Below are 18,228 nucleotides of genomic sequence, written 5' to 3'. Positions count from 1 at the left end.
CGGGGCTCTGCCCCGCTTTTTTGTGTTCTGAAGAAGCTCGACCCTGAGCCGGCCCTACATCCAATATCCTTCGATCCCTGATCCCTATTCCACTCCATCAACCGTGAAGTTCACCGAGGCCAAGACTTCCGCAGGCGGAGGATTGACGCTGACGATGGTCTCGAACTCCCGGATCCATGGGTGCTCGCCATGGGCCGCATCGACAAAAGTGGGGCGAATACTCTGGTAATACAGGGTGGTTTCCACACTGAACGGTGGTACTGCTGTTTCCGGGACTGGCAACCGGTAGGCAATGGTGTCCTGGCCGGCGTTATTCTGATTGAAATCCGTATCCCCATCGACGCCTGCAGGCGCCAAATTTTCCGCCACATCTTCTGGCATGGACGCCACATCAAATCCGCCCGGCGGTATCCGGTTGTCCTTCAGGGATATAGATGCATACAGCAGCACGTGGGTAATGGCGTTGGTCGTGGATCCCATCACAACTTCATAGATGGGAATGTCTTCTGGCGCTGTCACCAGATTGATGTGCGGCTGGTAGCAGCCCGAGGAATCGAAGTCTGCCGGCTTCTTGATGGCCATGCACGCATCGGAGGTAAAGGCTGCGTCCAACGGCAGCTGGTAGTTCTCATCCGGGAATCCACTGTCAAACACCATTGCGCCTTCACTGTCGGTCACCCGCGTCGCCACCCAGATCCGTCGGGAGGGGAAGCTGGTCGGCAACTTGTGTCCGGTTTTGTTGGTGATGGTGAGATCGAATGCCAGCTCTGTACCGGAGAAACTCTGATTGGCGGGCACCAGGTCGGCTGATGTTTTCAGCAGCTCCCGTGTCAGCTCAGCAGTGGCGGCAAACTCCCCTTCCTCGTTGATGCCCGCGCGGCCCAGCTCTTCCCGGAACAGCTCCAGGGTCTCCAACAGCCAGGTATTGCCTCCGACCATAACGTGGGGGAAATAGGGACTGCGCTCGGGCCAGTTCAGATTTACCCCGCCATTGGCCATGACCGCGATACGGGTCTGGTAACTGTCACTTATCTCCTCCCGGGCCATGTGGCACTGCTGACAGGAGACGTTTGCCCCGTTCGGTCCCACATCACTGTAGGTCCATTCCGTGTAGGGAGTCTGTTCCGGAAAAACCTCACCATCAGGCTCGTCCGTCACCATGTCGAGCGTCGGGGTAAACAGATCGTGGCAACTGGCACAGTGACGGGAATCTCCCATGTGCATCCCGAATTCAGGGGTGAAGCCCACTTGATTCTGCATCGCCTGCCCGACAGGGTTCTGGTACGGACCATAGATGGTAAAGGCATCCGGGTGGTTCTCATCGACAATCTCATAGTCGCCCGAATGCACATACTCGTCCAACACCGAGTCAGTGATCTGGTGACAGGCGGTACAACTGATGCCTTCCCGTGCGCTCGGGTCTCCCAGCGCCTCATCGGCCCGGTAACAGCCGTCTTCCAGAAGGCAGGACTCATCCTGTACCAGACTGACGCCGGTCTGGTGGGCGTGGGTTCGCGCCATGGGGCTATGACAGGTCAGGCAGCTGTCCTCGATAAATCCTGCCAGATGGGGAAAGACTTCGGTTTCATGCATCATGACCGCGCGGAAATACGGATCCGTGAAGGCATTGGCCATCACGCTGCTTTTCCAGTCATAGAACGGGCTGATGTCTTCCCCGTCCGGCGAAGGCTGGTTTTCCGACACCAGGGGATCGGGTGCTCGCATAACGGCGGGCTCGTCACCCGGCTGACTGGCGGTGTGGCACTGGCCACAATCGGCTGCCGCTATGAAAACTCCGGTCTGCTCCCAGTGTTCGATCTGTTCTGTCAGTGAGGGCAGCACAATTTCGTCGTCACCTGTATCCGGGCCTCGGGAACCACCCCCGTCACTGCAACCGGTCAGGATAAGAATCACAGCTGCGGCACCAGGCAACAACTTCCCTAATCCATGAGCAATAGTCAGTCTCACGTTGCTACCCCCCAGTTTCACATCGATTGAATCTGATACAGCGAGACCGGGACGACCTTGACTCTGGTCAGATTTTCCTCAGAAACCCAAGGACCGGGAACTGCAATCCTGACCTATCAGTAAAGTGCAGAGCGCACTCGTACGCCAGCTTTCCTGGTCCCTGGCCATTGATAAAAGGTCTTACGAAAGCAGATACCAGCCGGGAATCAGGCAGGCGTTATAGGCGGAATGCAGGATCACAGGGCCAAGAATGGACCCGTGCCGGTCACGGAAATAGCCGAAGACCAGGCCGGGGAAAAAGACCAGCCACGCCAGCGGGTCAGGCCGGTACATAAGGTGCAGCGCCGTGAAGAGAATGGCCGCCAGCACATTGGCAAGTGACAGCCCCATCAGTGCCCGTTGACCGAACGCGGTGGTGCTGAGAAAACCCTGGAGCGCCCCCCGGAACAGCAATTCCTCCAGTACCGGGTACCAGAGCACGAGGGAAAAGGCCTGGAGCAGGGTCAGGCTGACACCGGAAGAGCCCGCGACGGACCAGCCTGCCACCAGAAGGCTCACACCACAGCCTGCCACCAGGGCCAGAACGAACTGTCGGTCCGTGAACAGCCGAGGTGGCGGTACCAGCCCCAGATCATCCCTTACATTTGTATCGGTCGCCATGGATGGGCACTTGCGCCTTTTGCGGGAGAAACAACTCTGGATACTAGAGCATTGACCCGGCCAAAGTCAGGCGCCAGAAACAACAAAGCGGAGCAAATGCTCCGCTTTGTGTAGGCTTACCAGGACGTTCAGGCGCTCTGGCGTTGCGCCGACCGGCCCCGTTGGCCACCGCCATTACGACTGCGGCTCTCTCCAGAGCGACCGCCAAAGCTGCGGCCATTGCCGGCCGGCTTGCCATTGGCACCGCCACGCCCGTTGCGGCTCCGGGCCCTGGCCGGATCGGCCTTGGCCTTGGGCTTCAACGGCAGGTTGTTTTTCGGCTCGAAGCCTTCCACTTCCTTGCGCGGCAGCTGCTTCTTGATCAGCTTCTCGATGCCCGCCAGCATTTTGCCTTCATCAGCACTGACCAGGGACAACGCATGGCCACTCTCGCCGGCGCGGCCGGTGCGGCCAATGCGGTGTACATAGTCTTCCGGCACGTTCGGCAGTTCAAAGTTGACCACCTGGGGCAGCTGCTTGATGTCCAGACCGCGGGCCGCGATGTCAGTGGCGACCAGTACCCGGATGTCACCCTGCTTGAACTCGGCCAGCGCCCGGGTGCGCGCACCCTGGGACTTGTTGCCATGGATGGCGGCGGCGGTGATACCGTCCTGCTCCAGCTTCTTGGTCAGGCGGTTGGCACCATGCTTGGTGCGGGTGAACACCAGCACCTGCTCCCAGGCGTTGTCGCGCACCAGCTTGCTCAGCAAGGCGGTCTTCTGGCTCTGATCTACCGGGTAGATTGATTGCTTGATGCTCTCTGCTGCGGTGTTACGGGCCGCCACTTCCACCTGAACCGGATCGTTCAGCAGACCCTGCGCCAGGCTGCGGATCTCGTTGGAGAAGGTGGCAGAGAACAGCAGGTTCTGTCGCTTGGCCGGCAACAGGGCAAGAATCTTGCGAATGTCGCGGATGAAGCCCATGTCGAGCATGCGGTCGGCTTCGTCCAGCACCAGGATTTCCACTTCGTTGAAACGCACCGCGTTCTGCTGGTACAGGTCCATCAGCCGTCCCGGGGTTGCCACCAGCACATCCAGGCCCTTGCGCAGCTTCATCATCTGGGGATTGATTTTGACCCCGCCAAAAACCACGGCGGACTTGGTCGGCATGTACTTGCTGTAGAGAGCCACACTGTCGTGAACCTGAGCCGCCAGCTCGCGGGTCGGCGCCAGGATCAGGGCACGGGGGCCCTTGCCGGAGCGGGGGTTAGCCGCCAGGCGTTGCAGCAGCGGCAGGGTAAAACCGGCGGTCTTGCCGGTACCGGTCTGGGCGGCAGCCATCACGTCCTTTCCGGACAGCACCGCCGGAATGGCCTGCTGCTGGATGGGAGACGGGGTTTCATAGCCCTGGTCGGTGGTGGCACGGACCAGCTGCTCGGACAAACCGAGAGAAGAAAAACTCATATTGGATAAACTCTTGATTGATTCTGCCTCCACGAACACCGTCCATCGGCGAATGCGGGCAGAAGCCATGATGATTCATGGAAAAATGACGACTACAGTCACACGCCGTTAACGGCGGGACGTCCTCTGACAGGTCGTATGGAGGTTCGCAAAGCGGCCAGTTGGCCGTGATACTGCGGAATCCCTAGAGGCAGGATGCAGGCACAGTAACAGAGGGTCCGGGAAATAGCTATAAGTGGTTTCATTAGCAGGCTTTCATCTTCAGGAAAAGATGGAACTCCGGCGAAGGTCTCTGGTCACTAGCGCCCGTATCATCCTAAAAATCCGCCAAATTCCGGAGATTCCATGCTCAGCGTAGGCGTTGGCCCCCTAAGCCTGTCCATCGGGCACCTGCTTCTTGTCCTGGCCTTTGTTGTGGCCCTGGTCGTGGGTGCACTCACCGGTCGCAAGCAGAAAACCCCGATATCCGGCTCCCTGGCGGATATTTTCCTGGTGGCCATGATCAGCGCCCGGATCGGCTTCGTGGTCCGTTATTTCGAGCATTACCAGGGTGACTGGCTGGGCATGATCGATATCCGCGATGGCGGCTTTGATCCGGTGACCGGTCTGATCGTCGCGCTCCTCTTCGCCGGGTACCTGATGTGGCGGCGGGCCAACATTCGCCGGGCCCTGGGCGCCGCCGTTGCCGCCGGCATGATCACCTGGGGCTTCACCGCAGGTGCCATTGCCCTGATCAATCAGCAGACCCAGGGGTTGCCCGACGTTGCCCTGACCGACCTCAACGAACAACCGGTCAGCCTGGCCGACATTTCCGGGGGCCAGCCCGTTGTGGTGAATCTCTGGGCTACCTGGTGCCCGCCATGCATTCGTGAAATGCCGGTGCTGGAGGAAGCCCAGCAACGCTACCCCGACATCAACTTCGTGTTCGCCAACCAGGGCGAGCATCCCGAGACCATCCGCAGGTTCTTGGACGAACAGAACCTGCACCTCGACCATGTACTCAGCGACCGCCCGGGCGGTTTCGGCCGGGTCGTGGGCAGCCAGGGCATGCCCACGACCCTGTTCTACAACGCCGAAGGCAACCTGGTGGACACCCACATGGGCGAACTGTCACACGCCAGCCTGGCCCGGAGCCTTGAGCGCTTCGATCCGGACTTTCTCAACCCCTCCAACTCCAAGGAGTTAACATCCCGATGACTACCTTCCCTCTCCGGCTCCTGCTCAAGGGCGCCCTGCTGTCCACCGCCCTTGTCGCAACCACCGCGCAGGCACAAGACTATCCACCGGTTATCCAGTCACTGGAACAACAGGGTGTGAAGGTTGTGGAGAGCTTTGAAGCCCCGGGCGGCATGACCGGCTACGTTGGCGAAATGCAGGGGCGATCGCTGGCCTTTTACCTGACACCGGATGGCAACCACGTGATCGTCGGCACCCTGCTGGATGAAGAAGGGAACAACCTCAGTGCCGCCAGCATCCAGGAGCTGATCGAGGGCCCGAAATTCGCGGAAGCCTGGCCGCAGCTGGAGAACAGCAACTGGGTACAGGATGGTTCCCCTGATGCGGACACCATCATCTACACCTTCACCGACCCCAACTGCCCCTATTGCTACCGGTTCCGCCAACAGGCAGAACCCTGGATTGAGGCCGGCGACGTCCAGTTACGCCATATTCTGGTGGGAATTTTGAAAGAGGACAGCCTGACCAAAGCCGCCACCATTCTCGGCAGTGAGAATCCTGAAGCAGCGCTGCACGATCACCAGGCCAGCTACGAACAGGGCGGTATCGAGGTTGACCGCAAGCTGGTAAGCGCGGCCCACATGGAAGTCAAAGCCAATAACCGCCTGATGCAGGAGCTGGGTCTCCGCGCCACGCCCAGCACCCTGTACAAAGACGATGATGGCGTGGTGATGGTGCAGGGCCTGCCGAACCCCCAGGCCCTGGAGCGCATGATGGGCCCGAAGCCCTGATCGTTTCAGATTGTTATGCCAGCCAGGCCGTCAGAATACAGGCCGTCAGGCTGGCAAGCGTCAGCCCGGACAGGGAAAGAGGAAGACTCCAGCGGAAGGAGGCATCCACGGCCCGGTACCCGGTCAGCCGCTCCATGATCAGGGCATTGGCGGCAAAGGGTGTCCCGAATGCGGTAATACCCCAACCGGTCACCATAGCGATGCCCAGTCCGATCAGGGCCTCTGCCGGCCACAGGGATCCAAGAACACCGCCAACCAGGGTCCCGACAACAATGGGATTGACGCCGCCAAGACCCGCGAGGAAATAAACCCAGGGCACGCAGGCGGCCAGAATCGGCCAGCTCCAGGCAGGCAGATCGGCGTTACCGCTGATCTGGCCCAGTACCACACCACTGATGACCGAACCGATGAAAGCCGAACCGCCGACAATGGCCAGCTCATTACTGACATTCGCCATGTTCGCCATGGGTGGATTCTGCCGGCGGCTCCAGGCCAGCAGACGCGCTCCCAACACGGCGCCCAGGCAGGAAAGGGTTACCGCGTAGGCGTAGCTGAGCTCGAACCGGTGGCTGAGCACGAAGACACCCACACAGATCGCCAGAACCAGGCCACCAAACCTCAACCAGGTTGCCACTCCGGCCTTGTCTTCCGGGGACACCCGTTCCTGGCCGGTTTCCGGGTCACGCCAGATCAGGCCCATCAGGATCAGCACGACCGAGAAAGGAATGGCGAGCGACAGCAGCTGGATACTGCCTAAGCCCGGCAACAGGGTGAGCGTGAGCACCACCGAAATCGACAGCGGTGAGAAGGTAGGCGATACCCCGAACCCCCGAAGTACTGCCCGGGTGGCGTTGCGGGTAGCAGCCGCGTCGCCCCCGCGGCGGATACGCTCGCCCACCAGGCTGCCGACGACGGCCACCGAGCCAAAATTCAGCGGAATGGAAACCAGGGAGGTGCCGAAGGCCAGGCTCAGGTAACGGGTCAGCGGCTTGCCACCAAAGAGGCTGGCTGAAATCCGTTGCAGGTCCCTGGAGCGACCCAATACGTTGGACAGCAGCATCACCGCCAGCACCAGTCCTGCCAGGCGGGTCATATTGTTCGCGGCATCCACAATCAGGCCCGGGTCGCGGCCCAGCGCGAACACCAGGGCCAGCACAGCAACGGAAAACACCACCCTCGGAACCCGGCGCATGTCCCGCCAGCCCAGCAGCACCGCGAGGCCAACCGCGACCGCACCCACAAACGCCATCCCCGGCAACAACGAGAGCACCGCGGCAATCAGGGCAAGGTAGGCGAGAAGTGAACGGATCGACTGCAAGGGCATGCTTCCTCAATAGGCGAGGCCCTGATATTAAGGAAGCTACTTACGCACCGCCATCAGCATTTATGGGGATAGATCCCGGTTGGCCGGGATCTATTTTGTTGCTGCCTCAGCGAAATTAGCCAACGCGTTGTTCACCTTATCCAGGACTTCATCACAGCCCTCGATGGCGTGCCGGGCTTTCAGGTAGGCGGGATCGTTGTAACCGAGCCAGACCTGACCCTGTTCGTCCTCCCAGATCAGGGCCTTCTGAGGAAGGTCAGCTGCCACACTCTGGGCGCACTGCATCAGGGGGGTCCCCACTTTCGGGTTACCAAAAATCACCAGCTCCGTGGGCCGCAACTCCATCCCGGCGGACTCGGCGCCAGCGGCATGATTGATCCGGTTCATGATTTTCATGCCCTTATCCTGCAACACGGCTTCGAGCCGGTCGGCGGTCTCTGTCACACCGTGGTTGCTCTGCACCACAATCAGTCCGTCGGCGGCATGGGCCAGTGAGCTCAGCAACAGGATGATCACGAACGAAACAGGTTTGATGATGTGATTCATAACGGTGCCCCTCGGTGAAATGTAACCTCCAGTCTAGACCACCGGTCGAATCCTGATGCATCCATTCGGGAAGTCTGGGAGTATGTCTCTGATAAGTACGTAATAATGCTTACACAGTCACCCAGCCACGGAGTTGTGATGATGTCAGGACGGATGTTCAGAGGCAGTCTTCTGATCGTGCCTATCCTGCTGGCAGGCTGCAGCGAAGCCGAATTCGAAACCGAAACCGAAACCGAAACCGAAAACCAGCAGGCCATCAGCGAGGAACTCGCGCCCCCCTCTGAAACCGGAGCCCTCAAGGTTGCCACCCGGAACGGCTCTACCACCTATTATCTGGACCGCCATGAGAACCCGATCGGCCCCGAGTATTCTCTGATCAGTGATTACGCGGCTGCCCGCGGCTGGCAGGTGGAGTGGACCATGCTCGATTCCACCAGCGATGTGCTGGATGCACTGGCCGCCGGCAACACCCACCTGGCCGCAGCCGGTCTGACCCACCTGCCATCACGGGATGGGCAATTCACCCGCGGACCGGCACACACGGAAATCACCGAGCAGCTGGTGTGCCACCGGGATGCCCGCCCCCTGCCACGGAAACCGGAAGCCATTGCGGGTACGGGGATCGTGATCACCGCCGGGTCCAGCTACGCCGAAACCCTGCGCCTGCTGAATGAACAGTACCCCGGTATCGAATTCACCGAAGATGCCGACCGCACCACCGAAATTCTGCTGTCCGAAGTGGCGGAACAAGACATCGAGTGTACCGTCGCCGATTCCAACATCGTGCAGGTCATGCGCCGGCACTTCCCACACCTGGAAGTGGCCATGACCCTCACCGATGGCCGCAATCTGGGCTGGTATCTGCCGGCCGGAGCCGAAGAGCTGGCCTCGGATGCCCGGGAATGGATGAACAGCAAGGAGGGTGATGAGGCCATCGGCGAGATGGAGAACCGTTACTACGCCTACATCGGCGAATTCGATTTCGTCGACTTGCGGGCATTGAACCGCCGCATCGATGAACGGTTACCGAAATTTATCGACAAGTTTGAGGCAGCGGAAGCCAAAACCGGTATGCCCGCAGACCTGCTGGCCGCCCTCGCCTACCAGGAGTCCCACTGGGATCCCACCGCGAAATCGCCGACCGGGGTACGCGGCATCATGATGCTGACCCAGCGCACCGCCGAATCCCTGGGTGTCAGCAACCGCCTGGATCCTATAGCAGCCATCGACGGCGGGGCCCGTTACCTGGCCGACCGGCACCGCCGCCTGCCCGAAACCATCCCGGAGCCGGACCGCACCTTCCTGGCACTGGCCAGCTACAACATCGGCCGCGGCCACCTGCTCGACGCCCGCCAGCTGGCCCGGGAGCTGGGCAAGAATCCGGACTCCTGGGAGGACATGGTGCAGGTATTACCCCTGAAAGCCGACAAGCGCTATTACCCCAGCACCCGCTACGGCTACGCCCGGGGCTATGAGCCCGTGCACTATGTCCGGCGAATCCGGAATTACCGGGATGTTATTCGCCCGGCGTTTGACTGATCAGGAGCCGAACAGGGCCGAACGCAAGGGCCGGAGAAAGCCACGGGCCGGGCCCTCGCCGGCGCGGGAGCGTTTGCCATCGAACTCCAGGTAGCCGTCTTCGATCGGATCAAACCGCAGGATCTTCACATCCTCCAGATAGTTCTGTGAGGACTTCCAGGGCCCCTGGGTTCCCTGGCGGGGCAGACGATCCGCGGCGCGCTTGATGTAACCGGAGTTCAGGGAACCCAGAATGGTGTCCTCGCCCCGGCTGTTCTCGGTATCGCGGGCCACCACGGTGCGGTAACCGCGCTTGTCCATCAGGTTGATCAGACGGCACAGATACTCCGCAGCGATATCCACCTTCAGGGTCCAGGAAATGTTGGTGTAGCCGAAGATCATGGCGGCATTGGGCACGCCTTCAACCATCACGTTCTTGTAGATCACCTTGTCCTTCATCACCACTTCCTGACCATCCACGCTCGGCTTGATGCCACCCAGCATCTGGATATCCAGGCCAGTGGCCGGAATGATGATATCCGCTTCCAGCTCCTCGCCGGATTGCAGACGAATGCCGGTCTCGGTGAACCGCTCGATGTGATCGGTGGCAATGGAAGCCTTGCCCGCTTTGAGCGCCTCGAACAGATCGCCATCCTTGACCACACACAGGCGCTGATCCCAGGGGTTGTAGTCCGGGGTGAAATGGCGCATATCGGCTTTGCCATCCAGCTGCCGCCGGATGATAGAGAGGAACAATCTCCGCATCGCCTTCGGGCTCTTGCGGGAACGTTGGTACAGCAGCCTTGAGATGGAAATATTCCGGGCGCGGGTCAGCCGGTACGCTGCCTTCTCCGGCAGCACCTTCTGCAGACCCAGGGTGATCTTGTCGGTGGATGGCAGGGGCATCAGATAGGTGGGCGAGCGCTGCAGCATGGTCACGTGTGCCGCCTTCTCCGCCATGGTCGGCACCAGGGTAATGGCGGTAGCGCCACTGCCGATCACCACTACCTTCTTGCCGGCGTAGTCCAGATTCTCGGGCCAATGCTGGGGATGCACGATCTGGCCCTTGAAATCACTCTCGCCCGGGAAATCCGGTTTGTAGCCCTGGTCATAGTTGTAGTAACCGGTACAACCCACCAGGAAACTGGCGGTGTAGTGTTCGGTTTCTCCGGTGGCCTCATTCAGGGCGGTCAGTTTCCAGCATTTGTCGACACCGGACCAGTCCGCCGTTTTCACCGCCAGGCCGTAGCGGATGTGCCGTTCGACATCATGCTCCCTGGCGGTCTCGCGCACGTAATTCTTGATCGAGGCGCCGTCCGCCAGAACCTTGCCGCCGGTCCACGGGCGGAAGTTGTAGCCGAAGGTGAACATATCGGAGTCGGAACGGATACCGGGATAGCGGAACAGATCCCAGGTACCGCCAAGAGATTGCCGGCGCTCCAGGATGGCGAAGGACTTGCCCGGGCACTCTCGCTTCAGGTGACACGCCATGCCAATGCCGGAAACGCCGGCGCCGATGATCAGGACGTCAAAATGATGTTGGCTCATTGTGCTTGCCTCGCTGGTAATAGGCACGTTTCGCCGGCTTTCTGTTGAAGTTTAGACCCGAGCCGGTTCGTTATGCTTCAACAGTAACGAGTTCCCGTGTATCGCAAATTGGCCCTCGCCACACGAGGTCCATGCTCAAAGGGTCAGTCGCTTCAGGGCTTCCCTGAATCGGATGGCCTCTTTTCTCAAAGATTCGCGGTTCAGCATGCCCACCCCCATGATCAACCCGCGGCGCCTGTCTTCCGGTGCACAAACGGCACTTAGCGGTTTGACAATGAAATGTTCCCGGAATAACTGTCTGGTGACCAAAAGGTCATCCACCGAGTCCGAAAACTGGGCACAAAGACTGATCGCATGGCTGGGGGCAGACAGCTGCGTAATAGCAGGCACCTGGCGGAGCTGATCGTGCATTACCTGTTGTCTGGCCAGATATTCTTTCTGGATGCGCTGATACCACAGATCCAGATCGCCATTGGCGATAAAGGTCGCGAGCACGGCCTGATCCAGCATTCGCCCCTCACGGAAAACCTCACTGCGCAGCCGACTGATGGTGGGCGCCAGGTGGTGCGGAACCACGAGGTAGCCCAACCGTAACCCGGGAAACAACAGCTTGGAGAAAGAGCCTGCGAGGATGTGCTTCTGCGAACGCGGATCGAAGACCAGCCGGGTATCGCGCTGGCCGTTGAATTCATAATCGTCCTCGATGATGTAGTCCGGTGACAGGCGCTGCGACAGGGCCTCCTTGTCCGACCGCGAGGTAGGCACACTGAGCGGGTAATGCTGGGACCCGGTGAGATACAGCAATTTCGGCGACGGCTGCACCTCGCCCCTGTACCCCACACCGGGATACCAGGGCAACATCTCAAGCGTAAGCCCGCAGGCCGTGAATACATTTCGCGCACCCCAGTAGCAGGGCGACTCCATCACCACCCGGTCGCCGGTATCTGCCAGCGCCAGGGCACAGAGTTCCAGACCATTATGAGTGCCCTCAGTGATGATGATCTGCTCGGGATCGCAGTCAAAGTGCCGCCAGCGGCGGAGAAAGTCCCGGATAGCCCGCTTCAACGGGCCATAGCCTCCGGTGGAGTATGACAGCAGCAATGCATTCTGGGGCACCGTGACACTGGCATAGAGCTGGCGCCATTTACGCATGGGGAACTGCGCTATATCCGGTATCCCGGGCACGAAGGCGCCGCTCTGGACCTCCGCCGCCCCCGGCTGGCTGAGCAGCTCACGGGCTCGATCGGAAAGACCATCCAGGGCGGGTTGTGCCGGCAGAACGGATCCGGACTGGGGTCGATGGGTCCAGGTACCCTGGCCATGACCAGTCACCAGCAGCCCTTCCTCCACCAGCGTGTTGATTGCTCCGGCGAGGGTATTACGCGCCAGTCCCAGGGCACTGCAGATGCGGCGGTGGGAAGGCAGTTTCATACCTGACGGCCAGTCCTGCTCGACCAGAAGGCGAAGTGACTGCTGCGCCCTGACCTGTTTGCTGAGGCTCTTCGGCTGTTGCCGGTAACGGCGGACCAGGCTCTCGAGCGGTTCGTTGGGGATGAGGTCTTCGGTCATCGGGGCCCTGTGTCGGAATCGACCACATCAAAGTGGTCCAGTTGAACTCGAAAGTGGTTCATGTCCAGGCCCTAGCGTACCTGCTAGGGTGCCTGGCATTCCAGTTACTTTCGAGAGGAATCGGTTCATGTCTCCAGTAGATACGCCTTTGTTGACCAGCGTGCTGAATGACGAGGTGCCCGCCCTGATCGGCCAGCACTGGTGCCAGTGCGAGGAGCGCTTTGACGTCACCAACCCCGCAACCGGCGAGATCATCGCCAGGGTCGCCGAATGCAAGGCAGACGATGCCCGCGCAGCAGTTGCGGCGGCGGAGCTTTCGGGTCAGTCATGGAAACGCGTACCCGCCAAGCAGCGCGCCGGCATCCTGCGCCGGTGGTTCGAGCTCGTTACTGCACATGCCGATGACCTGGCCCGCCTGATGACCCTGGAACAGGGCAAGCCGCTGGCAGAAGCCCGGGGGGAAGTAACCTATGGTGCTTCGTTCATCGAGTTCTTCGGCGAGGAAGCCAAGCGGATGGCCGGCGAAACCCTGCCCGGCCAGGGCCCGGACAAACGCATACTGGTGATGCGCGAGCCCGTGGGTGTGGTTGCTGCCATTACCCCCTGGAACTTTCCCATGGCCATGATCACCCGCAAATGCGCCCCGGCCATTGCCGCCGGCTGCACGGTAGTCATCAAGCCTGCCGAGGCCACACCGCTGACGGCCCTGGCTCTCGCCCGACTGGCGCTGGAGGCCGGCATACCGAAGGGCGTGATCAACGTGGTCACGGCTTCCGAACCGGTGGCGGTGGGCGAAGTTCTGAGTACCGACCCACGGATTCGCAAACTGTCCTTCACCGGCTCCACCGCCGTCGGCAAGAAACTGTTGGCTCAATGCGCATCGACGGTCAAGAAAACCGCCATGGAGCTGGGTGGCAACGCCCCTTTTATCGTGTTTGATGATGCCGACCTGGACGCCGCCGTTGACGGAGCGATTGCCTCCAAATTCCGTAATGCCGGCCAGACCTGTGTCTGTACCAACCGTTTTCTGGTTCAGGACGGCGTCTATGACGCCTTTCTGGAGAAGCTGACAACCCGGGTTGCCGAACTGAAAGTCGGCAACGGTCTGGAGGACGGCATTGCCGTCGGCCCACTCATCAACCGCTCCGCCATCGACAAGGTTCAACGTCATGTGGACGACGCCGTCGGCAAGGGCGCCCGGGTAACCGGTGGAGGTCAGCCCCATGAGCTGGGACCCAACTTTTTCACCCCGACGGTGCTCGCTGATGTCACCCCTGACATGGCCGTCGCCACCGAGGAAACGTTTGGACCGCTGGCGCCGGTCTTCCGGTTTCACACTGCCGAGGAAGCTATTGCCATGGCCAATGACACCCCCTCCGGCCTGGCCGCCTACCTCTATGCCACCGACTATCGGCGTATCTGGCACACCCTCGAGGGCCTCGAGTACGGCATGGTGGGGGTCAACGAAGGCCTGATCTCCAGCGAACTGGCGCCGTTTGGCGGGGTGAAGGAATCCGGCCTCGGACGCGAGGGCTCCCACCATGGCCTGGATGAATTCACCGAACTCAAGTACGTCTGCCTGGGCGGCCTGTAATGAATGCCCGGACAGGCTCCTGTGCATGACATCACGCGACACTTAAAGAGATAACACCATGAACAACGCAGAACTCAACGCCCTGAAAGAAGAATACGTCGCGTTCGGCGCGGCGACGCCCACTACCGAATTTGCCGATCGGGCCAGGAATGCCGAACTCTGGGATGCCGACGGCCAACGCTGGATCGATTTTGCCGGCGGTATTGGCGTTCTCAATCTGGGTCACCGCCACCCGAAAATTGTCGACGCCGTCCGGGCGCAGCTGGACAAGGTCATGCACACCAGCGCCGCCGTCATCTCTTACGCGCCTTACGTCCAGCTCTGCCAGAAGCTTTGCCAGCTGGCGCCGGTACGTGGCCCCAGGCGCAAGGCCATGCTGGTCAATACCGGCGCCGAGGCACTGGAGAACGCCATCAAGATTGCCCGGGCCGCCACCGGTCGCACCGGAATCGTCACCTTTGATGGCGCCTTCCACGGCCGCACCATGATGACCCTGGCCATGACCGGGAAGGTACTGCCCTACAAGAACGATTTCGGCCCGATGCCCGGCGATGTGTTCCGGGCCCCCTTCCCGAATCCGATCCACGGCGTCAGTGAAGAAGCGTCACTGAAAGCCCTGCGCACCCTGTTCAAGACCGATATCGCTCCACACCGGACCGCAGCCATCGTGATCGAACCGGTCCAGGGTGAAGGCGGCTTCTACATCGCCTCTCCGGCCTACCTGAAGGCATTGCGTGAGCTCTGCGATGAGCACGGCATCCTGCTGGTCGTGGATGAGGTACAGTCCGGTTTCGCCCGCACCGGCAAACTCTTCGCCCTGGAACACAGTGGCATCGAGGCGGATCTGCTCACCACCGCCAAGAGCCTGGCCAACGGTATGCCGCTGTCAGCGGTGGTTGGCAAGGCCGAAGTGATGGACGGCTCCGGCCCCAACTCCCTGGGCGGCACCTACAGTGGCAACCCTCTGTCCTGCGCAGCGGCGCTGGCCGTCATCGAGGTTATTGAGGAAGAAAACATTCTCGAGCGCAGTGCCGCACTCGGGGACAAACTGGCAGACCGGTTTGCCGCCTGGGAAAAGCGCTTTGAACAGGTGGGCCATGCCCGTAACCTGGGCGCGATGGCCGCCTTCGAACTGCTCGACAGCAATGGCAATCCCGATCCGGCCCTCACCGGAGCCGTGTGCGCCAAAGCCCGTGACCATGGCCTGATCCTGCTGTCCTGTGGTTTTTACGGCAACACCATTCGTATTCTCGTACCGATCACGGTCGAAGATTCGGTGCTGGAGGAAGGACTGAATGTGATTGAAGGGGCACTTGAAGCGCTGTGTTAATAAGGTCGGGTCGGGGTAACTCCCCCCGACCCGACGGCGCTTTTCGCTCTCTCAGGCAAAGGGTTACTCGGCAATATTGCGACCGAAGTACTTCTCGCTGATCTGTGCGTACTTGCCATTCGCCTTGATGGCGGTCAGGGCCTGGTTGAGCTTCTCAAGCAAGGCCTCGTTGCCCTTGTTGACCGCAATACCGATGTCATCAACGTAGATCGGATCGCCCAGCGGCTTGACCCCAAGCCCGGCGTTCAGGATGGCATTCTCGCCGATCAGCTGATCGGTGATCACCGCGTCCACGCGACCACCCACGGTGAGATCCCGCAACGCGGTGACGTCGTCGGTATAAGTGGTGATGTTGTCACTGTATTCGCGAGCGGCCTTGGCGAAGCTGCTGGAAACCAGAACGCCGATGGTCTTGCCACGGATATCCTCAACTTCGGTGATTTCGTCGTTATCGGTGCTGACGAAAACCTGAGCCCCGGAGCTGTAGTACGGATCGGTGAAGTTCACCTGTTTCAGGCGCTCCTCGGTGATGGCCATGCTGCCGATAATGGCATCAAAGCGATCCGACTTGAGTGCCGCGATCAGGGTCTGCCAGGGATTGGCGACCGGATTGGGCTGCATACCCATTTCCTCCGCCAGTGCCTGCCCGACTTCCATGTCAAAACCGGCAAGATCGCCGCTTTGACGGAAGCTGAACGGCGGATAAAGACCGGTCATGGCGTAGGTGAAGACCTCTTTATCGGCGGCCTTCGCTGTGTCCACGTGCGTTACGTTGATGGTAGCGGCGATGACCAGCGCACTGGTCACCCCAATCAGGTTACGGATCAGTTTTTTCATTGTGTTCCCCTCTCTTTGAAGAAGATCCGTGCAATGAGATCTTCATGATTTCCACTGGGTGGTCGTTGAGTTTGTAGTTTTCGACTTTTATCCAGCCCATCCGGGCGTAATAAGGGCCCTTATCCTCCGTGATCAGGTAAAGCGCGTCGTGGCCCTGTCGACGCATTTCCGCCTTGGCCCGGTCGATCAGCGCCTTGCCGATCCCCTTGCCTCGATGTTCCGGTGCCACAAAAATTCGCGATAACCAGGGCGAATACTGCGGCCGATCCGACGTGTCATGTGCCACCAGGCAGATGCTGCCGACCAGTTCACCGTCCTCGAGGGCAACGAAGGTGGCCGGTAGCGAACGGGTGTCACAGTGCTCGGCGAGCCGTTTCCGACGGACGGCCTCGTTCACCGAGTCGTCGAGGTGATACCACTGGGCCTGGTGCCAGGCCGCCAACTGATCGATATAACGCGGTTCCAGCGCCTGGATCGCGATACTCATGGCTTACAGAACCCGACTGAGAAACTGTTGCGCTTTTGGGTGCCGGGGATTACTGAAGAAGGTCTCCGGATCCCCCTGCTCTGCAATCTGCCCGTTGTCCAGGAAGACGACGCGGTCGGCGACCTCCCGGGCGAAGCCCATCTCATGGGTCACCACCACCATGGTCATGCCGTCGGCGGCCAGGCTCTTCATGACTTCAAGCACTTCGCCCACGAGTTCGGGATCCAGGGCGGATGTGGGCTCATCGAACAGCATGACCGACGGCTCCATCGCCAGAGCGCGGGCAATAGCCACGCGCTGTTTCTGCCCGCCGGACAGCTTCTCCGGGTAGACGTCGCCCTTGTCGCCAAGGCCGACCTTTTCAAGCAATTCCCGGCCGCGCTTGAGGGCCTCGGCCCGAGGGACCTTCTTGACGTGGACCGGCGCTTCGATGACGTTTTCCAGCACGGTCATGTGCGGGAACAGGTTGAAATGCTGGAACACCATACCGACGTGCTCACGCACCTTGTTCAAGGGTGTGGTGGCCGGGTCCACTTCCTTGCCATCAATGAGGATGCGCCCCTGGTCCTTCATCTCGAGAAAGTTGAGGCAGCGCAGCAGTGTACTCTTGCCCGACCCGCTGGCACCGATCATGACCACCACTTCCTGGGGGGCCACCTCAAGGTCAACACCCTTGAGAACGTGGAGGTCACCGAAGTACTTGTGGAGTTGCTCGACTTTGATCATTTGGCTGTATCCATCCGGTTTTCAACGCGGCTCAGAACGAAGGTGACCATGGCGACCATGGCCAGGTAATACAGGCCTGCGATGGTGTAGAACTCGAGCTGCTTGAAGGTCACGGCAGCGTTATCCATGGACAGGCTGAAGATTTCCGTGATGCCAATGAAAGCCACCAGCGACGAGTCTTTGAGACCGATGATGAACTGGTTACCCAGCGGTGGGATGGCCCGTTTCAGAGCCTGGGGCAGGATCACCCGTCGCATGGCCAGAGCCCGCTTCATCCCCAGGGATTCCGCGGCCTCCATTTGCCCTTTGTCCACCGACTGGATGCAGCCCCGGAAGATTTCGGCGATGTAGGCGCCGCTGTGAATGGCGAGGGCAATGGTGCCGGCCCAGAAAGCCGAGAGCACAACGATGTGGGTTATACCGAAGTACAGCCACATGATCTGAACAATCAGGGGTGTACCGCGGATAATGCCCACATAGCCGTTGTAGATCACGCCCAGCCAGCGGACACCAGTGACCTTCATCAGTGCAAAGATCAGTCCGATGACCAGGGCCAGGACCAGCGAAACCCCGGTCAGGCGAAGGGTCATCCAGGCGGCTTCCATAAAAGCCGGAAAGGTAGATAACAGATTCTCAAAAAACGACGTCATTGTTTAATCCTTGTTGGTCGTTGTCGCAGCACAGTCTTCTTGATCCGGTGGGCACGTGGCAG

General features: G+C 60.3%; 16 protein-coding genes. 5 read left to right on the top strand and 11 right to left on the bottom strand.

Annotation, left to right across the window (positions count from 1 at the left end; genetic code table 11):
- Nucleotides 1–84: 84 nt before the first annotated feature.
- The 3 genes from ACQUTG_RS17705 to ACQUTG_RS17695 form a co-directional block, all read right to left on the bottom strand.
- Nucleotides 85–1,914 (bottom strand): hypothetical protein, encoded by a 1,830-nt coding sequence (locus ACQUTG_RS17705; RefSeq protein WP_428920648.1) that lies wholly within the window; start codon nucleotides 1,912–1,914, stop codon nucleotides 85–87.
- A gap of 234 nt (nucleotides 1,915–2,148) precedes the next feature.
- On the bottom strand, nucleotides 2,149–2,628 hold the full coding sequence (mrtJ, locus tag ACQUTG_RS17700) for a JDVT-CTERM system glutamic-type intramembrane protease MrtJ (protein WP_428920647.1): 480 nt from the start codon (nucleotides 2,626–2,628) through the stop codon (nucleotides 2,149–2,151).
- A 128-nt stretch (nucleotides 2,629–2,756) separates the two neighbouring features.
- Nucleotides 2,757–4,070, bottom strand: coding sequence for a DEAD/DEAH box helicase (locus tag ACQUTG_RS17695; RefSeq protein WP_428920646.1), 1,314 nt, complete (start codon nucleotides 4,068–4,070; stop codon nucleotides 2,757–2,759).
- A gap of 345 nt (nucleotides 4,071–4,415) precedes the next feature.
- Between ACQUTG_RS17695 and ACQUTG_RS17690 the strand changes: the two genes are divergently transcribed.
- Complete coding sequence (locus tag ACQUTG_RS17690; protein WP_428920645.1) at nucleotides 4,416–5,267, top strand: prolipoprotein diacylglyceryl transferase family protein; 852 nt, start codon at nucleotides 4,416–4,418, stop codon at nucleotides 5,265–5,267.
- Nucleotides 5,264–6,037, top strand: coding sequence for a thiol:disulfide interchange protein DsbG (gene dsbG, locus ACQUTG_RS17685; RefSeq protein ID WP_428920644.1), 774 nt, complete (start codon nucleotides 5,264–5,266; stop codon nucleotides 6,035–6,037). The genes ACQUTG_RS17690 and dsbG overlap by 4 nt, the downstream gene beginning before the upstream one ends.
- 13 nt (nucleotides 6,038–6,050) lie before the next feature.
- On the opposite strand, the gene ACQUTG_RS17680 is transcribed toward dsbG, so the two are convergent.
- Entirely contained in the window at nucleotides 6,051–7,355 is a 1,305-nt protein-coding gene (locus ACQUTG_RS17680; protein ID WP_428920643.1) for a hypothetical protein, read from the bottom strand.
- Between the two features lie 96 nt (nucleotides 7,356–7,451).
- Entirely contained in the window at nucleotides 7,452–7,907 is a 456-nt protein-coding gene (locus tag ACQUTG_RS17675; RefSeq protein ID WP_428920642.1) for a DUF302 domain-containing protein, read from the bottom strand.
- Between the two features lie 138 nt (nucleotides 7,908–8,045).
- Here ACQUTG_RS17675 and mltF point away from each other — a divergent pair, with 138 nt between their 5' ends.
- Nucleotides 8,046–9,446, top strand: a complete 1,401-nt coding sequence (mltF, locus tag ACQUTG_RS17670; protein WP_428920641.1) for a membrane-bound lytic murein transglycosylase MltF — start codon at nucleotides 8,046–8,048, stop codon at nucleotides 9,444–9,446.
- Here mltF and ACQUTG_RS17665 read toward each other — a convergent pair whose 3' ends face one another.
- A complete protein-coding gene (locus tag ACQUTG_RS17665; protein ID WP_428920640.1) occupies nucleotides 9,447–10,973 on the bottom strand; it encodes a flavin-containing monooxygenase in 1,527 nt (508 codons plus the stop codon).
- A gap of 135 nt (nucleotides 10,974–11,108) precedes the next feature.
- A complete protein-coding gene (locus tag ACQUTG_RS17660) occupies nucleotides 11,109–12,542 on the bottom strand; it encodes a PLP-dependent aminotransferase family protein (RefSeq protein WP_428920639.1) in 1,434 nt (477 codons plus the stop codon).
- Between the two features lie 127 nt (nucleotides 12,543–12,669).
- On the opposite strand from ACQUTG_RS17660, the gene ACQUTG_RS17655 reads away from it, so the two are divergent.
- Nucleotides 12,670–14,136, top strand: coding sequence for an NAD-dependent succinate-semialdehyde dehydrogenase (locus ACQUTG_RS17655; protein ID WP_428920638.1), 1,467 nt, complete (start codon nucleotides 12,670–12,672; stop codon nucleotides 14,134–14,136).
- A gap of 58 nt (nucleotides 14,137–14,194) precedes the next feature.
- The gene (gene gabT, locus ACQUTG_RS17650) at nucleotides 14,195–15,466 is read left to right on the top strand and encodes a 4-aminobutyrate--2-oxoglutarate transaminase (RefSeq protein ID WP_428920637.1); all 1,272 of its coding nucleotides are present in this window, start codon (nucleotides 14,195–14,197) and stop codon (nucleotides 15,464–15,466) included.
- 63 nt (nucleotides 15,467–15,529) lie between these two features.
- Here the strand turns inward: gabT and ACQUTG_RS17645 are convergent, their stop codons facing one another.
- From ACQUTG_RS17645 to ACQUTG_RS17630, 4 genes are read right to left on the bottom strand one after another with little or no spacing between them, the layout of a single operon-like run.
- Nucleotides 15,530–16,303: a transporter substrate-binding domain-containing protein gene (locus tag ACQUTG_RS17645; RefSeq protein WP_428920636.1), complete on the bottom strand. Its 774-nt coding sequence runs from the start codon at nucleotides 16,301–16,303 to the stop codon at nucleotides 15,530–15,532.
- Complete coding sequence (locus ACQUTG_RS17640) at nucleotides 16,284–16,790, bottom strand: GNAT family N-acetyltransferase (protein ID WP_428920635.1); 507 nt, start codon at nucleotides 16,788–16,790, stop codon at nucleotides 16,284–16,286. The genes ACQUTG_RS17645 and ACQUTG_RS17640 overlap by 20 nt, the downstream gene beginning before the upstream one ends.
- 3 nt (nucleotides 16,791–16,793) lie before the next feature.
- On the bottom strand, nucleotides 16,794–17,516 hold the full coding sequence (locus ACQUTG_RS17635) for an amino acid ABC transporter ATP-binding protein (RefSeq protein ID WP_372985946.1): 723 nt from the start codon (nucleotides 17,514–17,516) through the stop codon (nucleotides 16,794–16,796).
- A complete protein-coding gene (locus tag ACQUTG_RS17630; protein WP_372985945.1) occupies nucleotides 17,513–18,166 on the bottom strand; it encodes an amino acid ABC transporter permease in 654 nt (217 codons plus the stop codon). The genes ACQUTG_RS17635 and ACQUTG_RS17630 overlap by 4 nt, the downstream gene beginning before the upstream one ends.
- Nucleotides 18,167–18,228: the final 62 nt, after the last annotated feature.

Source organism: Marinobacter sp. DUT-1, from assembly GCF_050379415.1.
Classification (GTDB): Bacteria; Pseudomonadota; Gammaproteobacteria; order Pseudomonadales; family Oleiphilaceae; genus Marinobacter.
This window is presented reverse-complemented; position numbering and strand designations above follow the sequence as displayed.

Bases quoted from the DNA above. Each gene is read 5' to 3' on its own strand.
- mrtJ (WP_428920647.1), bottom strand. From the start codon at position 2,628: ATGGCGACCGATACAAATGTAAGGGATGATCTGGGGCTGGTACCGCCA.
- ACQUTG_RS17695 (WP_428920646.1), bottom strand. From the start codon at position 4,070: ATGAGTTTTTCTTCTCTCGGTTTGTCCGAGCAGCTGGTCCGTGCCACC.
- ACQUTG_RS17690 (WP_428920645.1), top strand. From the start codon at position 4,416: ATGCTCAGCGTAGGCGTTGGCCCCCTAAGCCTGTCCATCGGGCACCTG.
- dsbG (WP_428920644.1), top strand. From the start codon at position 5,264: ATGACTACCTTCCCTCTCCGGCTCCTGCTCAAGGGCGCCCTGCTGTCC.
- ACQUTG_RS17675 (WP_428920642.1), bottom strand. From the start codon at position 7,907: ATGAATCACATCATCAAACCTGTTTCGTTCGTGATCATCCTGTTGCTG.
- mltF (WP_428920641.1), top strand. From the start codon at position 8,046: ATGATGTCAGGACGGATGTTCAGAGGCAGTCTTCTGATCGTGCCTATC.
- ACQUTG_RS17665 (WP_428920640.1), bottom strand. From the start codon at position 10,973: ATGAGCCAACATCATTTTGACGTCCTGATCATCGGCGCCGGCGTTTCC.
- ACQUTG_RS17660 (WP_428920639.1), bottom strand. From the start codon at position 12,542: ATGACCGAAGACCTCATCCCCAACGAACCGCTCGAGAGCCTGGTCCGC.
- ACQUTG_RS17655 (WP_428920638.1), top strand. From the start codon at position 12,670: ATGTCTCCAGTAGATACGCCTTTGTTGACCAGCGTGCTGAATGACGAG.
- gabT (WP_428920637.1), top strand. From the start codon at position 14,195: ATGAACAACGCAGAACTCAACGCCCTGAAAGAAGAATACGTCGCGTTC.
- ACQUTG_RS17645 (WP_428920636.1), bottom strand. From the start codon at position 16,303: ATGAAAAAACTGATCCGTAACCTGATTGGGGTGACCAGTGCGCTGGTC.
- ACQUTG_RS17640 (WP_428920635.1), bottom strand. From the start codon at position 16,790: ATGAGTATCGCGATCCAGGCGCTGGAACCGCGTTATATCGATCAGTTG.
- ACQUTG_RS17635 (WP_372985946.1), bottom strand. From the start codon at position 17,516: ATGATCAAAGTCGAGCAACTCCACAAGTACTTCGGTGACCTCCACGTT.
- ACQUTG_RS17630 (WP_372985945.1), bottom strand. From the start codon at position 18,166: ATGACGTCGTTTTTTGAGAATCTGTTATCTACCTTTCCGGCTTTTATG.